Here is a 15394-nt window from a genome sequence, read left to right as displayed (position 1 = left end):
ACATGAAAATCAATATTTTTATCGTTTTATTTTTTGCTACGCTTTTCATTTTTTCACAAGAAACCACTGGTAATTTAGAAGGTAAAATTGTAGACATAGATCAACAATCAATTCCTTTTGCCTCGGTTATATTAACAGATTTAGAAACAAACTTTAAATACAGTACTTCTTCACAAGAATCTGGTCATTACGTAATCGCTAACATTCCGCCAGGTAACAATTATCAATTATCTGTAAACTTTATAGGTTTTCATTCTTATAAAAAACCTAATATTACCATTAACTTAGGTAAAACAACCTCTTTAAACATTACTTTAAAAGAAGAGAGTTCTGTGTTAGATGAAGTTGTTATAACTACAGCAACCACAAAAAAAAGCGCTAAAGTAATTACTACAAAACAACTATTAACTACTCCAACTATTAATAGAAGTGTGCAAGATTTAACTCGTAATTTATCTGATGCTAATCTGAATTCTTTTGGAGGAGCTAGTAATCGTTTTAATAATTTTAATATAGATGGTATTGCCAGTAACGATGTTGTTGGTTTTCAAGAACCAGCTAGTGGTGCTTCTGGCTCCTCTGCAAACGGAACTCCTGGAAGCTTATCAAGAAGTCAACCAATTAGTTTTGGTGCTATAAAAGAGCTTTCTATAAAAACCTCTCCTTTTGATGTAAGCGTTGGAAATTTTACTGGCGCCAATATAAACATTGTTACTAAAAATGGAACCAACACAACTAAAGGAGAAGTGTACGCGTATGGTAACAATCAATTGCTAATTGGATCATATGCAGAAGGAATTCAACAAAATGTAAATGATTTTTATGATGTACAACTAGGAGGTGGTATTGGAGGTGCTATAAAAAAAGATACGCTGTTTTATTATGTAAATGTTGAACAAGCTTTAAGTAAAACTCCTCTTATTGGTGCCCCTGGCTCTTCTGGTTCTAATATTGATAAACAAACTGTAATTGATATTGCTGACAAATTAAGAAACGATTATAATTATGACCCTGGTACATTTGAAAACGCAGACATAAAAACTGCTTCTACTAAAATTTTTGCTCGTTTAGATTATAATATTTCAGAAAAGCACAAACTTACGCTTAGAAATAATTTTGTAAAAAGTTTTGCCGATAATTTAGAGTGGAATCAGGCAGTTTTTAACTTCGGAAATCAAGGATATCGTCATAACAGCATATTAAATAGCACAACTTTAGAAGTAAACTCAAGTTTAACAGAAAATCTATCTAATAATTTAACACTTGGTTACACAAAAGTAAAAGAAGATAGAAGTTACGATGGTCGTGTTTTTCCTCATATTGAAATTAATGACTCTTCTAACAGAATTTTTGCAGGAACTTATAGAGAAGCTTCAATTTATAAAACGAATTTAAATACATTTCAACTTTCTGATAAACTAACCTATTATAAAAATAATCATACCATTACTGGTGGTTTACTTTTTCAATATAACGACATTGATTATGGTTTTTTAACTGCATGGAATGGACGTTGGGCATACAATTCGGTGAATGATTTTTTAAATGACACTCCATCAAGAATTAGAGGCGTGTACCATATCAATAACAATACATTTGATTTTGTAAACAACACACCTTCGGCAACAATAGATATTCTTACCTCTGCATTTTATATAAGTGATAAAATAAGAGTAAGTGATCAATTTTCAGTAAATATTGGAGTGAGATTAGACAACCAGTTATTACTTGATAATTTACCTGTTAGTCCATTGATAAAAAACACACCTGAATTCAGCAATTTCACCAATCAAATTAGTACAGCTCCACACATAAATCCTAGGATTAGTTTTAAATATAATTTAGATAAGAATAACAAATACACCTTAAGCGGTGGAAGTGGTTTGTTTACAGGTAGAATTCCGTATTTATGGTTTGCTTATGCCGAATATATTTCAGGAACCGATTACTTTAACGTAGACATTCGCCCCGGAGGAAATACTGTACCATTAGAAGAGAATTTAGGAAATTTAGCATCTCAACAACCTGGGATTACAGAAATTAATTTAATTGATAATGATTTTGAAATGCCTAGAGAATGGAAAACTCGTTTAAGTTTTGAAGCTAAACTTCCAAAAAACTTTCGTTTTACCACAGAGGCAACCTATACGAAGGTATTAAAAGGAATTTTCTTTCAATCTATAAATAGACGTCAAGAATTTAGTAATTATTCAGGAACTGACAATAGATTGTTTTACAATGGATCTCGTGTAAGTGATAATTTTACGAATGTATTTTTACTAAGTAATACAAATAAAGGATACCGATATAACATCAATTTAGGCTTATATAAAAGTACTCAAAACTATGATGGTTTTATTGGGTATACCAATGGAAAAAGTAAAGAAGTTTCAAGTACCGTAAGAAATTCATCTGCAGCTAATTTTGAATGGAATCAAGCAGTTAATTCTCATGACCCTGATCTATCTTTCTCCAATTTTGATTTACGTCATAAATTAGTTTCTTCACACAGTTACAAACTAAACTTAAATAATAAACTATTACAACTTTCTATGCTCTACACCGGTACTTCTGGTAGTCCGTATTCTGTAGTATACCAAGGTGATGTAAATAGAGATGGTTCTTCTCGTAACGATTTAGTATACATTCCTGCTAATAGAAATGAAATTCAACTACAAGATATAACAGACGCTACTGGTAACATTATTACCTCTGCTGATGAACAATGGAATCAATTAAACAATTTTATCGAAAACAACGATTATTTAAAAGAAAATAGAGGTAAATACGCTGAAAGAAATGGAGGTAGAACTCCTTGGAATCATCAATTAGATGCCAGATTAACATTTGACATTCCTTTTAAAAACAAGAATAACTTACAGTTAAGCTTAGATGTTTTTAATGTATTAAACCTACTAAATAAAAATTGGGGGCGTTTAATCTTTGTTCCAAACGTAGTAAACTCAAACTTTAATTTACTAGAGTTTAAAGGTGTTGAAAACAATCAACCTGTATACCAATTTACTTTAAACGAAGAAGCGAAACCATGGGTTTTAGACGCTATTAATTCTAGATGGAAAGCACAATTAGGAATCAAATATCAGTTTTAAAAGCTATTCTCATAATCCCCTTATGTAATTAAATGATCAACTCGTGATAAAACTATTAAAGTTAGCGAGTTGATCATTACTTTATTTTTAGTTCTAAAAATTATCACAATTTAAACTGTAACTCTTTATAATAAGGAACAAACAATAACTACTCTTACACTACATACAGTTAATTTAATTATATTTGATAGTTACATTATAACGAAATAATTTCACATTAATAATTGACAGAAACACAAAAATGGCTGATTTTTACGATAAACTCCTAAAATACAAAGAAGAAAAAGCGCTCACATACAAACAACTAGGAGCTTTAATAGGCGTAGATGCTGATACTTTTAGAATGGGAGTGAAAAGAAAAAGTTTTAAAGAAGTAAGAATAAACAGATTAAAATCAATCATCAATAACGAACATAGTTCTCGTTCAGAAAGCCTTTCATTTACCAAAAACAATATCACTATTAGTATTGATGAACTTATTTCCCATTTCATTATCAACATAAAAGCAATTAATGAAGCAGGAAAATTAGATATGATTGTAAATGCAATTAACACTGTTAAAAACATTGATAATTACAACACCTTAAATGAAGAGATTTTGAAAATTAAGGAGCTTATTGAAAGAAATAAAGATATATTAAAGTAAGTATTAGAGATTACTTGGCAACTCAAAAAATACGCTTTTCAATTCACTTAACATTTTAGATCTAGCTTGGTCTTCTTCTCTCTCTAATTCTTCTAATACTCTTTCAGCTTCCTCAATGGAGCTTTCTTCTAAAATTTCTTTTTGCTCTTGGGTAAGTAGTCGTCTACTTCTAATTTTAAAAGCATTTATATATTTAGCAAAGGAGGTGGTTAATTTTTTCATTTTTTCTTTACCCTAATACTTTATTAAACGTGTCTTTAACATCTCTATCAAACTCATCAGACTGTGATCTTGTAGTTTCAATACTATCCATCGATTTATCGTGTTTCTCAGCATATAATGCTTTTACTAGGATATTTCTGTAGTGTTTCGTTTTTATTCGCAGTACTAAACTTATCAAGCCTTTTACCACACTTTCTCTTTTAGCGTAATATTTTATAAGGTTTGCTATAAAAAAGGCTGCAATAATACATAAAACTATTTCGGTGATAACATAGGTTTCTGTATAAAAGTCTGCTGCTGTTCTGAAGAAAAGATGATACATCCAAAAAAGACTTACCAGTATACCTATTTGTGATATAAATCTATGTCCTGTTTTTAAGTTTTTTCTATAATCGTCATACAATGATTTAACAGAAAAATACAAGCCTAATAAAATAATACCAAATTGAGTGAGCCAATACCTAAAATTTGCTCTTCCCAAAAACCTTTGGTCATTCATTAGCAATTCTTTCTTTTTCTTGTATGCATCTAATTTTCCCATATAAAAACTCCATGACTTCTCAGATGCTTTTTTATATTCATCTATGGTTAATGTAGTTCCTAATTCATTTCTAAGAGAATCTTGTGCTTTATTTCTTCCATCAATTATTGGTCTATATGTTTTTTTATGAGCTAAAAACTCTTTAGAATATCTTTTAAATGGAAAACTTAACAAAGACATAGTAACTATAACAAAAGCTACTATGCCCAATAAGATAGGTTTAATTTTATTTTTTTCAATTTCTTTATTCTTCTTCTGGAGTTTCTTCTGTTCCATCTTCTTCAGGATCTGTATACGATAATTCTAAATTATCGTTTAAATTATTAGAGGTTATTTCTTTATTATTTTCTATAACCGTTTCTGAATTATCTGTACAACCAATTAAAAATAATAAGGCTCCAACGTAAGCTAATCTTATAACAAATGTTTTCATATTTACTGTTCTTTAAATGTTAACTAAACAGTAAATATATATTATAAATATCACTAACTTACACAGATAAGGATAACGATTTACTAACAAACATAGTAGTTTTTAAAGGGAAAAACGAACAAAAAAACAACAATGTTTTGTTTTTTTTATCAATCTCAGGGTTTATCCTGTGTTTTCTAAAGAAAGCCCTAACGAACAAATTATAATAAAAGCGAACAAACTATCTGTAATATAATTTTTTATTATTTAACATTCTTTTAATCAAACTGAGTTAAATAATCTTCGAAAAACTACGTTGTATATTCGTTATGTTTATTTTTTGTTTTTGGTACTACCTGAAAGGAAATAAGAAAATTTAAACTTCTTTTCTGATTCAATCATATAAAATAAAGGTAGCCTTTCAACTATTTTCATCATAGTTATTAGGGATTTAAGGGTTAATTGTAAAAGTAAATATACGATAGCTTTTTACAATAAGCAATTATATAAAGATATTCTTAGTTTGCTTACCTACATTCTTCAAAAGAATTTAAATCGTATTTTTATCCTATCAATAATTTCTCAGTCTTTTTCGTATTACAAACATGTAAGTTTAACACACGTATATCGACCCAACTTTAGACATGCAAAAGTATTTAGACATCATATTAAAATCATATAGTGATTACTGGAATTACTTAAAACAATCTGTTTTATTTCAAGTAAACTGGGAAAATTATTTTTATGGTTTAATCGTCATTTCTTTAATCGTTTGGATATTGGAAATTGTTTTTCCTTGGCGAAAAAATCAATCTATTTTCAGAAAAGATTTTTGGCTAGATACTTTTTATATGTTTTTTAATTTCTTTTTATTAAACTTAATTGTTCTCATCGCTTTATCTAATACTGCTCATCAATTTTTTAATGATGTACTTGGTGTTTTTAATCTTAGTGTAAATAATTTCCAAATTTTTGATATCAATACTTTTCCTTATTGGTTACGTATTTTTCTTTTCTTTATTATTATTGATTTTGTTCAATGGTTTACTCACACATTATTACACAAGTATGAGTTTCTATGGAATTTTCATAAGGTACATCACTCTGTAAAAGAAATGGGATTTGCTGCACACTTACGCTATCATTGGATGGAACCTGTAGTATACAAATCAATAAAGTACATTCCATTGGCTATTATGGGGGGATTTACTGCCAAAGACGTTGCCTTGGTTCATTTTTTTAATATTACAATTGGTCATTTAAATCATGCGAACATTAATGTTGATTATGGCTTTTTGAAATACATTTTTAACAATCCTAAAATGCATATTTGGCATCATGCTAAACACTTACCTGAAGATAGAAAAAACGGAGTCAATTTTGGAATTACACTAAGTTTATGGGACTATCTTTTTAAAACAAACTACATTCCACATAACGGTAGAGATATTGAAATTGGATTTAATGGCGATGAAAAATTCCCAAAAAACTTTATCCAGCAAGAGTTGTATCCATTAAATAAAAAATAGAAGTTTTCATCATTAAATTTCTTTTCAGAAATACTATTCTTTCATTATTCAACTTAGCTTTTTAACCTATAAGCTTACTTAGTATTTGTATCTTTAGCCTCTAAACAAATACACCAAATGAAATATTTACATATTATTTTCCTTTTTATTGTTGTTCAAGTTTCTGCCCAACAAGGAGGTATGTGGATTCCTTCATTGTTAGAAGGAATGAACGAACAAGAAATGAAATCTTTAGGTAGTAATCTTACCGCTAAAGATATTTACAACGCTAATAATTCAAGTTTAAAAGATGCTATTGGTAGCTTTAATGGCGGATGTACAGCTGAGGTTATTTCTAAAAAAGGGTTAATTTTAACAAACCATCACTGTGGCTTTGGACAAATTCAATCACATTCATCTTTAGAAAACGACTATTTAAAAGATGGATTTTGGGCAATGAATTTAAAAGAAGAATTGCCTAATAAAAACTTATACGTTGAATTTATTGTTAGAATTGATGATGTTTCTACTGAAGCTTTAAAAGGTGTTACCGACTCAATGAGTGAACGCGAAAAGCAATCTACTATAGATAAAAACATCAATAAAATTAAAAAGAATACCACCAAAGAAGATTGGCAATTAGTGAAAGTAACTCCTTTTTACAAAGGAAATCAATACTTTTTATTTGTTACTGAAAAGTATGAAGATATCAGATTAGTAGGAGCACCACCTAGTAGCATTGGTAAATTTGGTAGTGATACAGACAACTGGGTGTTTCCTCGTCATACGGGAGATTTTTCTTTATTCAGAATTTATGCTGATAAAAATAATAGACCTGCAAAGTACAGCGACAAAAACATTCCTTACACTCCAAAACACTTTTTACCAGTTTCTTTAGACGGTGTTGAAGAAGGAGATTTCACTATGGTTTTCGGATTCCCTGGTAGAACGAATGAATATTTACCTGCAACAGCAATAAAGCACATTACTCAAGAATTTAATCCTAGTAACATCGCTATTAGAGAAGCTGCGTTAAAAGAAATTGACGCTCAAATGAAAGCCAATGATGCAGTAAGAATTAAATATGCATCTAAACAAGCTGGTATTGCAAATGCTTGGAAAAAATGGATTGGAGAAAACTTAGGTATTGAAAAAAGTAATGCTATAGAAAAGCGTCTTAAATTTGAAGAAACTTTCAAAAAAGCTTTAAAAGAAAAAGGGTTAGAAAATAAGTACGGAGCTATTTTACCTGAATTTGAAAAATTATATGGTGATTTCTCAAGTGTAAACATTAAAAGAAGAAACTTTATTGAGGTATTTTTAGTTACCAATGAGTTAATGCAAATGACTTTTAGAGCATTTGAATTAGAAATGTCTTTAGATAGAGATCCTTCAGTTTTTGAAAAAGTAAAAAACTCTGTAACCAACAGATTTAAAAGAATACACAAAAATTACGATGTAAATGTAGATAAAGGTGTTTTTAAAAACGTCATGCCTTTATACAATGCACATGCTAACACTTTAATCTATAATACTACTAGTTTTACTAATTTAGATAAAGCTTTGCAATTATTAGAAGGAACTCCTGAAGAAGTAATTAAAAAATTAAATAACGATGCTGCTTATAAATATGCGAAGCCTATGATTGTTGAGTTTTACTCGAAAATAAATCCTGAATTTCAACAAAAAAACCAGCCAATTGTAGCGCTTCAAAAGCAATATATGAAAGCTTTAATGGACGCATTGCCTAATGCTCGTTATTTTCCAGATGCTAATGGAACTCTACGTGTAACTTACGGACAAGTACGTGGCTATTCTCCTAGAGATGCTGTTTACTATAAACCTGTAAGTTATTTAGAAGGAATTATAGAAAAATATGTTCCTGGTGATTATGAGTTTGATGTTCCTAAGAAATTAAGAGATTTATATGAAACTAAAGACTATGGTCAGTATACTGATAAAAACGGAAAAGTTCCAGTATGTTTCTTAGGAACAAATCATACTTCTGGTGGAAATTCTGGTAGCCCTGCTATTGATGCTAACGGAAACTTAGTTGGTTTAAACTTTGATCGAGTTTGGGAAGGCACCATGAGTGATATGAACTATGATCCGGAAATTTGTAGAAATATTATGGTAGACGCACGCTATGTTCTGTTTATTATTGATAAATATGCTGGTGCAAAGCATTTAATTGAAGAGATGAAATTAGTACATCCGAAGAAAAAATAAACAAGATATTATTTATAAAAAATACCGTTCAAATTGAACGGTATTTCTTTTTTATATTATTTCTTTAACAACTTTTGTTGCACAACTTCACCTGTCTTTTTTTGTAACTTAATAAAGTACAATCCTTTTTTAAGATTCGTTATTTCAGTCAAATTATTCGGATTAATTTCCTTTTTAAGAACTAATTCTCCTACTCTATTATAAACTTCTATTTCTTTAAAAACATTCGTATTTATATTTTTTAAATCTCCATTTAATGTATTTAAATTAGATTTTTTTACTGATGTTTTCCCTAACATAAACGGCACTATATTGTACGTAAAAGTACCATCATCATTTATCAATCTAAACCAACCTCTATCATCCCAAATAGTAAAAGCCATATCATTATTTAACGTAATATTTGCTATTACTCTATAAAACTCTCTAACAATATCAGAATTTCTTTCTGCTTGATTATTTCTTCTACCAACTCCAAACTCTCCATAATGCAATGGAACACCCAATGTTTGTGCATGATTATATGTTGTTATAATTGAGTTCTCTATAGTAGTAGCCCCTGGATAATTACTATTATTACCATCTTGTCCACAAAATTGCCATGGATCATAAGTATGAACCTGTATTGCTAAATATTCATCATTTCCATTTCCTGGAAGATCATTTTTATTACGATATACCTCGTCTATTAAAGTATGATTTCCTTGCGCATTTGTAGCTAACATAATAAGTCTTGTTGAATTATTACCTCCTGTAGCTCTTATTGCATTGTAGCCTACTCTCATAATTTGTCGAGTATAAGCTAACTGTTGTGGATTCATTGGATCTGGTGCACCACCTGGTCCATCCCACTGCCCCATATTTCCTTCTGGTTCATTTAAAACTTCAAAAATTAATTTATCAGAATATCCTTCAAAATGATTTGCTATGTTTTTCCAAAGGTTCGCAAAACGATTATTTAAGTAATTCGAACCATCGTAATGTTCTTTTAACCAACGTTCGTGATGTGTATTTAAAACAACATACAAACCTGCATCTAAACAATAATTTATGGTTGTTTCTAATGATTTAAAGCGAGGATGATTTTTCTTTAAATTACCATTTTCTTCTGCAATAGCATCTCCATTTACATGCTCAATCCATGAAGTAGGTATTCTAATATGCTGCATTCCTTGGTTAACATAAGCATCAATAAGAAATTTAAATGATGTAAAATCTGTAGAATTAAGTCCTAAATCAAAAACATTACCTAAATTAAAACCAGGCCCCATACTCTTTACAATAAAGTCTGCTGTAGGAGCTGTAGTACTAACAACTTTCTTTATAGAAAACCAATTAATATCTACTCCAGATTTTAGCACTAACAATCTTATTGTTTGCTCTCCTTGATTTAAATTCGCTTGAAACTTTACATTCTGAAAACTTTCCCAATTATTTGTTGATGGAATAATTATACTTTTAACGGGACTCCCGTTACTTAAAACTTGAATTCCTCCATTTGTAGCCAATCCGTTAGAAACTCTAAAATCAAATTCGTAATTAGCACTCTCCGTTACATTCACTTTATACTCATACCAATCATTAACATCATTATAACCAACCTTTAAACCACTATCTCCATCACTAGTTGGCACTAACATTTTATCTGCTTGAATATTACTAAAACTAGCAAAACTTTCAGCTTCAATTTTATTAGGTATAGTTACAGGTGGTAAATTTGGACTTGTAATACTATTTGTGTTTATCCAATTAATATCTACACCTGGTGAAGCAACATAAATTCTAAGGGTTTGTTTTCCTGAAGACAAATTCAATTTAGTACTAACTGTTTGAAAACTTTCCCAACCATTCGTTTGAGGTATCGTAATATTACCAACTAAATTTGAATTACTTAAAATTTGTAATTGACCATCATTTGTAGTACCATTAGATACTCTAAATTCAAATTCATACTCACCTGAAACATTAACATTCACTAAATATTCATACCAATCACCAATGTCATTATAACCAACTTTCAATCTACTATTGCCATCATTCGTTGACACTAGCATTAAATTAGTTTGGGTATTGTTAAAATTAGCGTAGTTTTCTGCTTCAAAAAGCATTGGCAAATTAGCTCTATTCGCCTCGTTGTTTTGTGCATAAGACATTTTTATTGATAAAATAAAAAGCACAAAGAATTTAAAAGCCTTATAAAAGCTTCTTTGATTAAAAAATTCCATTTATTTGATTTTTTAGGGGTTAATTCAACTATAACCAAAATTAAATGGATTTATTTTTAATAAATACAAATAAAACAGCAAAAAAACATATTATATTATATACACATCTAAATAGCAAATACTTACCAAAGAACAGTGTAGAGTAAAACAACTTAAAAATATTGTCCAATTCCAAAAACCAAACCTTTGGTATTGTCTTTTAAGCTAAAACCATAATCTATTCTAAGTGTAGCATTGTAGATTTTTTTATTTATAAAACGCAGTCCAACTCCTGAGAAAAGCCTAATATTTTCATCCTCCCAAAAATCATTAATCTCGCCTCCTGGTTGCCTCCAAGTTCCTGCATCAATAAATGCATTTCCTTGAATGGTTAGCCATTTTTTATCATAAAATGTATGTCTGTACTCGGTATTATAAACAATACTAGCAGTACCTCTATCAACTAAAATTCCAACTCCTCTTAAGTTCACATTATTATCTAGAGCAAAAGGAGCAAAAGGAGAATCATTATTAGATGCAAAACCTATTCGTAATCTATTAGCCCAATTTCCTTTCTCTCCAATTCTTTTGTAATAAAAAAAGTCATTCCAAGCCACCAAAAATTGGTCTTGAAAACTATTCTGAGATTGCACATATTGTAGATATAACGAACTCTTAAATCCATCTATGTATTGAAAAAAGTATTCAAGGTCTTGATAAGTATACAGCAACTTATACAATATTTTATCTACCTCTAAATTCAATGGAACATTAGCACTTGTTGCTCCGGTTAAATAATTATACTTTTCAGTAAAATAATTAAACCCAAAAGTTATTTTATGATGTAAGTTTACTTGGTATAAACCTAATATCTCTGTAGAAATATTGTTGTATAAATAATTTGCCGTTTGATTATCGAAAAATAATGGTTCTTCACTTTTCCAATTTTGATGACTCAACGCCAAACCTAAATGTTTAGAAAATAAATTTGGTGCTATCAGATTAACAGCATACGTATCATATCCATTGTTTTGATAAAAACCTCCTGCTGTAATATTTCTACCTAAAAAATTATATTCATACACACCTAACTTATAGGAAAATTGATTGTTAGTAGTTGTCCAAAAAGCCAATTCAGGAAGAATGGTTGTACTTTCTTCAATATTAAAAATTACAATATATAATGAATCTGTCTCTTTTTTTAGTGTTGTGTAAGCATGTGCAACTGAAGGTAAACGCTTTAATCTTTGCACATCTCTTTTAAGCTTTAGAGAGTCTAAACTTGCCGCTTCTTTGGTTTCTATTATTTTTTTTAGAAAAGAAGATTTAGTTTTTTTCAGACCAAGAAATTCAATTTTCTTTATTTTTCCTTCCTGTGAAAAGAGAAAAGTAACATTTAATAATAGTAAGAGGATTATTTTATTCATTTGGGTATGATTACAGGTAGCTACAAAAGCATAATCTCATTGGTAGTGCAAAAAGGAAGTTTCTTACATTAATTTTTCATTAAATAGTTTTGTTAAAACAATGCAATACAGCTTTGTAATATAAAGTTAGAAAAATATTATTGCCTTTTGATTTTTAAAATAAAAAAGTCGATAATTTTAACGTTATAGTTAAATTATCGACTTTTTACACATTAAATGTATTGAATATTACTCGTTTTTCTTTGTTGTTCTATCTACCAAACTTTTAGTTCCACAAATAGTTACATTCAACAAATTTCTTTTCATTGTAATTGTTTCACCAGCTCCTAATTCGTCTACTAATTCTGCAACAGCTTCTTCTGTACATGTTTTACTAGCACATTTTTTATAACTTGCTTGACCAGAAGGACAACTTGTTAAGCTAACAAGATCAGCACTGCTAATACTAGATCCTAATCCGTTTCCTGTTTTTTTATTTTGTTTAATCACAAAATTATCATCCTCTTTAGAAATATTCCACTCAACAACTGTTTTTTTATCACTAGATGAAGATGTTAAATCGAAAAAATCTTCAGAAATAGCTTTATTCAAAAGTGGCAATTTAGATTCTAACACCGTAGTTATAAAACTACCGTTATTTAAATTTGAAGTAAAATCATTCAAGCTTGATTGTCCTTGAGAACCTACAGCATCTTGATCTTCGTTACAAGACATCACAAACAAAACACTCACACACAAAAGAATGGTAAAAGTTAATTTTACTGTTTTCATAAAATACAAATTAAGGTGATATACAGTGCCAAATTTAATAAACTTTTAGTTAAAATGATTTAACATATATTTAAAATTCACCATTTTAGTAATTTTTTCACTAAAATATTAAAAATAATTTACCAATTTTCTGAAAACAGTTAATAAATGAAGTACATTATGTTAATGTTCTGAATACAGTTTTTGAATTAATTTTTCTGCTGGTTTATTCTGTGGTGTAAACCGATTATTATCCTCTCCTCCTACTTCCTCATGATTATGAAACCACTTCCATAAGAAACCTCCAGCAAACCAATCTTCATTCCAAAACTCATTATAAATTGCTTGAGTAGCATTTACTTGAGCTTCTAAATTAATCATTCCTTCTACTCTGTTCGATTCCCATGGCTTTTTTCCAGTAAAATCTACACTTCTATACCCAAATTCAGTAAACATAACAGGAATGTTATGGCTTTTCTGTAATTCGTGTATTACACTTTTATGTGCTTTCCACCCCTCTTGTAACTCTTCAACTGTTGGTGTTTCTTTATCACTCAAAGGAAAATAAGCGTCAATACCTATATAATCAAGCTCATCCCAAAACGGAACTCTTTTAAACTCATCCCAATTTGCAGCATAAGTTAATTTTCCTTTATACACTTTTTTTACATCAATAATTAGCTGTTTCCAAAACTTTGGTCTGTTCATTACAAACTTTTCAAGTTCTGTTCCAATGCAAAAAGCAGCAGCTTTAATTTCTTCAGATAAAGTAGCATATTCTAATATAAACTTAGCATATGAATCTTCTAACAATTTCCAATCTTCTTCTGTTTTCATTTCAATATAACCTGTAAACTCTCCTCTCCAAACCCAAATTTGGGGCTTTACCATAATAGCAATTTTTTCTTTTTGAAACTCACTTGCATATTGTTTTATACCTTCTCTAGTTTCTCCAAACCATTGCCTAGATTCATTAAAACGAACTTTAGGAGCGCTTAAATCTTTTATAAAACCAAAAGGCATCAACGAAACATAATTCGCTGATGCCTTTAGCACTGGTGATACGTGTTTTTTATCTATTGGTTGTGATGAGCTCACAAAACTTAATCCGTTTATTTTTTTGGTAATATCCTTTTTTTGACTGTTACAAGAATGAAACAATACTGAAAATAGTACTAAAGAGAAAATTTTTAATTTCATTCATTAAAAATACAGATTAAATTATGAAGTACTTTAACCTATATTAAAATAAAGCTCTTAAACCTAAATTAAAAGACTGTCCTAATCCGTTATCTGTACCTCTAACAAAATTACTATATAAAACTTCTAAGTTTAAAACATCTGTAATCTGATATTTTCCTCCAAATCCTAATGCTGAATAGTCTTGAGTAAAATCTCCAAATCTTTGTAAATGTTGTACAAAACCTAGTACTGTAACTTCTTGTGTTGGAAAATAACTTAAAAATACTCCTGGAGTTAATCCAAATGTGTTGTTTGCAAAACTATCTTCATTACCAAAATTATACTCCGTATTTAACTCAGCAAATAACTGCCAATCTCCACTAGGAAAAGTATAATCGTAGAAAAATCTATTTTGAAAAGCCCAAGCTGTTTGATCTAAGAACACCCCATTTTCTACTTCATTATCTATTAAAGGAATGTGTAATGCCGATAAAAATGAAAAGTTACCTACATCCTTTAATGGTTGAATTTTAATTGCTGGTGCTATCGAAGAAATTCCTTTTCTATCGGTAGCTGTATCTTCTAAACTAAATACTGATAATGCTTGTCTTCCACCAACTGTGTTTGAACGAAATTCAACTATTGTACCTACGTTTATTCTATTATTATCAGAAACTCCTGTAAAAACCTCTAGTGTAGATGTAAAATAATTTTCTCTAGCCTTTGGTCTTGAATCGCCATTATTATCTGCAAACTTATTTTCAGTATACAAATTGTTAAACCATTTAATATCCCATTGACCTTTGTTTAATAATTTAGAAGGTGTGAAAACCTGTAAATTATTCCCTTGTGTTTCTTCTTGTTCTTCCTCTTGAGAAAATCCTACTGTATGTGCTAAGAAAATTAGTAAAAAGATTGATATACGTTTCATATAATAATTTTTAGTTTGGTAATCTAAGTCGACATATACATTTAAGCATTACACATTTATTAAAAATAATTTAAAAATTCTTCTATTAAAGAGCGTTCGTATTAAGTAATTATTGAAGTCATCTTGACTTTTTTTGAGAAAAAATTAAGGGTTGTAGATATTTGTGTTGCGAAACATAAAAACACAACCCTATGTACCAAGTACTAAGCAAAGATATGATAGAATTAGAAAT

The 15394-nt window shown here is 29.4% G+C and carries 12 protein-coding genes; 4 read left to right on the top strand and 8 right to left on the bottom strand.

Annotated elements, in window-relative coordinates; translation table 11 throughout:
- The first annotated feature begins 2 nt into the window (after positions 1–2).
- Complete coding sequence (locus tag EYW44_RS18810; protein WP_132726347.1) at positions 3–3110, top strand: TonB-dependent receptor; 3108 nt, start codon at positions 3–5, stop codon at positions 3108–3110.
- A gap of 241 nt (positions 3111–3351) precedes the next feature.
- Positions 3352–3756: a hypothetical protein gene (locus EYW44_RS18805; protein WP_132726344.1), complete on the top strand. Its 405-nt coding sequence runs from the start codon at positions 3352–3354 to the stop codon at positions 3754–3756.
- Between the two features lie 3 nt (positions 3757–3759).
- Here the strand turns inward: EYW44_RS18805 and EYW44_RS18800 are convergent, their stop codons facing one another.
- The 3 genes from EYW44_RS18800 to EYW44_RS18790 are packed head-to-tail and all read right to left on the bottom strand — an operon-like array spanning position 3760 to position 4952.
- The gene (locus EYW44_RS18800; RefSeq protein WP_132726342.1) at positions 3760–3978 is read right to left on the bottom strand and encodes a hypothetical protein; all 219 of its coding nucleotides are present in this window, start codon (positions 3976–3978) and stop codon (positions 3760–3762) included.
- A gap of 7 nt (positions 3979–3985) precedes the next feature.
- Positions 3986–4795 (bottom strand): hypothetical protein, encoded by an 810-nt coding sequence (locus tag EYW44_RS18795; RefSeq protein WP_132726339.1) that lies wholly within the window; start codon positions 4793–4795, stop codon positions 3986–3988.
- On the bottom strand, positions 4764–4952 hold the full coding sequence (locus EYW44_RS18790; RefSeq protein WP_132726337.1) for a hypothetical protein: 189 nt from the start codon (positions 4950–4952) through the stop codon (positions 4764–4766). Before EYW44_RS18790 ends, EYW44_RS18795 begins: the two co-directional genes overlap by 32 nt.
- 623 nt (positions 4953–5575) lie before the next feature.
- Between EYW44_RS18790 and EYW44_RS18785 the strand changes: the two genes are divergently transcribed.
- Together EYW44_RS18785 and EYW44_RS18780 are read left to right on the top strand one after the other, a co-directional pair.
- The gene (locus EYW44_RS18785; protein ID WP_132726334.1) at positions 5576–6460 is read left to right on the top strand and encodes a sterol desaturase family protein; all 885 of its coding nucleotides are present in this window, start codon (positions 5576–5578) and stop codon (positions 6458–6460) included.
- Positions 6461–6577: 117 nt separating this feature from the next.
- On the top strand, positions 6578–8668 hold the full coding sequence (locus EYW44_RS18780) for a S46 family peptidase (protein ID WP_132726332.1): 2091 nt from the start codon (positions 6578–6580) through the stop codon (positions 8666–8668).
- Between the two features lie 56 nt (positions 8669–8724).
- Here the strand turns inward: EYW44_RS18780 and EYW44_RS18775 are convergent, their stop codons facing one another.
- From EYW44_RS18775 to EYW44_RS18755, 5 genes are all read right to left on the bottom strand, one after another.
- Positions 8725–10893 (bottom strand): carbohydrate-binding protein, encoded by a 2169-nt coding sequence (locus EYW44_RS18775; protein ID WP_132726329.1) that lies wholly within the window; start codon positions 10891–10893, stop codon positions 8725–8727.
- Positions 10894–11045: 152 nt separating this feature from the next.
- Entirely contained in the window at positions 11046–12299 is a 1254-nt protein-coding gene (locus EYW44_RS18770) for a POTRA domain-containing protein (protein ID WP_132726327.1), read from the bottom strand.
- A 228-nt stretch (positions 12300–12527) separates the two neighbouring features.
- Entirely contained in the window at positions 12528–13070 is a 543-nt protein-coding gene (locus EYW44_RS18765; RefSeq protein ID WP_132726324.1) for a hypothetical protein, read from the bottom strand.
- A 162-nt stretch (positions 13071–13232) separates the two neighbouring features.
- Positions 13233–14249, bottom strand: a complete 1017-nt coding sequence (locus EYW44_RS18760; RefSeq protein WP_207893813.1) for a glycoside hydrolase family 113 — start codon at positions 14247–14249, stop codon at positions 13233–13235.
- A gap of 43 nt (positions 14250–14292) precedes the next feature.
- Complete coding sequence (locus tag EYW44_RS18755) at positions 14293–15162, bottom strand: transporter (protein ID WP_132726322.1); 870 nt, start codon at positions 15160–15162, stop codon at positions 14293–14295.
- Positions 15163–15394 lie beyond the last annotated feature (232 nt).

The sequence above is a fragment of the Tenacibaculum sp. M341 genome (genome assembly GCF_004337695.1).
Taxonomy (GTDB): Bacteria; Bacteroidota; Bacteroidia; order Flavobacteriales; family Flavobacteriaceae; genus Polaribacter.
The sequence above is the reverse complement of the archived record's forward strand: the minus strand, read 5'-3'. Positions and strand labels throughout refer to the sequence as shown.

Excerpts from the sequence above, each read along its gene's own strand:
- EYW44_RS18785 (WP_132726334.1), top strand. The coding sequence starts at position 5,576 with ATGCAAAAGTATTTAGACATCATATTAAAATCATATAGTGATTACTGG.
- EYW44_RS18775 (WP_132726329.1), bottom strand. The coding sequence starts at position 10,893 with ATGGAATTTTTTAATCAAAGAAGCTTTTATAAGGCTTTTAAATTCTTT.
- EYW44_RS18760 (WP_207893813.1), bottom strand. The coding sequence starts at position 14,249 with ATGAAATTAAAAATTTTCTCTTTAGTACTATTTTCAGTATTGTTTCAT.
- EYW44_RS18805 (WP_132726344.1), top strand. The coding sequence starts at position 3,352 with ATGGCTGATTTTTACGATAAACTCCTAAAATACAAAGAAGAAAAAGCG.
- EYW44_RS18790 (WP_132726337.1), bottom strand. The coding sequence starts at position 4,952 with ATGAAAACATTTGTTATAAGATTAGCTTACGTTGGAGCCTTATTATTT.
- EYW44_RS18810 (WP_132726347.1), top strand. The coding sequence starts at position 3 with ATGAAAATCAATATTTTTATCGTTTTATTTTTTGCTACGCTTTTCATT.
- EYW44_RS18755 (WP_132726322.1), bottom strand. The coding sequence starts at position 15,162 with ATGAAACGTATATCAATCTTTTTACTAATTTTCTTAGCACATACAGTA.
- EYW44_RS18800 (WP_132726342.1), bottom strand. The coding sequence starts at position 3,978 with ATGAAAAAATTAACCACCTCCTTTGCTAAATATATAAATGCTTTTAAA.
- EYW44_RS18770 (WP_132726327.1), bottom strand. The coding sequence starts at position 12,299 with ATGAATAAAATAATCCTCTTACTATTATTAAATGTTACTTTTCTCTTT.
- EYW44_RS18780 (WP_132726332.1), top strand. The coding sequence starts at position 6,578 with ATGAAATATTTACATATTATTTTCCTTTTTATTGTTGTTCAAGTTTCT.
- EYW44_RS18795 (WP_132726339.1), bottom strand. The coding sequence starts at position 4,795 with ATGGAACAGAAGAAACTCCAGAAGAAGAATAAAGAAATTGAAAAAAAT.
- EYW44_RS18765 (WP_132726324.1), bottom strand. The coding sequence starts at position 13,070 with ATGAAAACAGTAAAATTAACTTTTACCATTCTTTTGTGTGTGAGTGTT.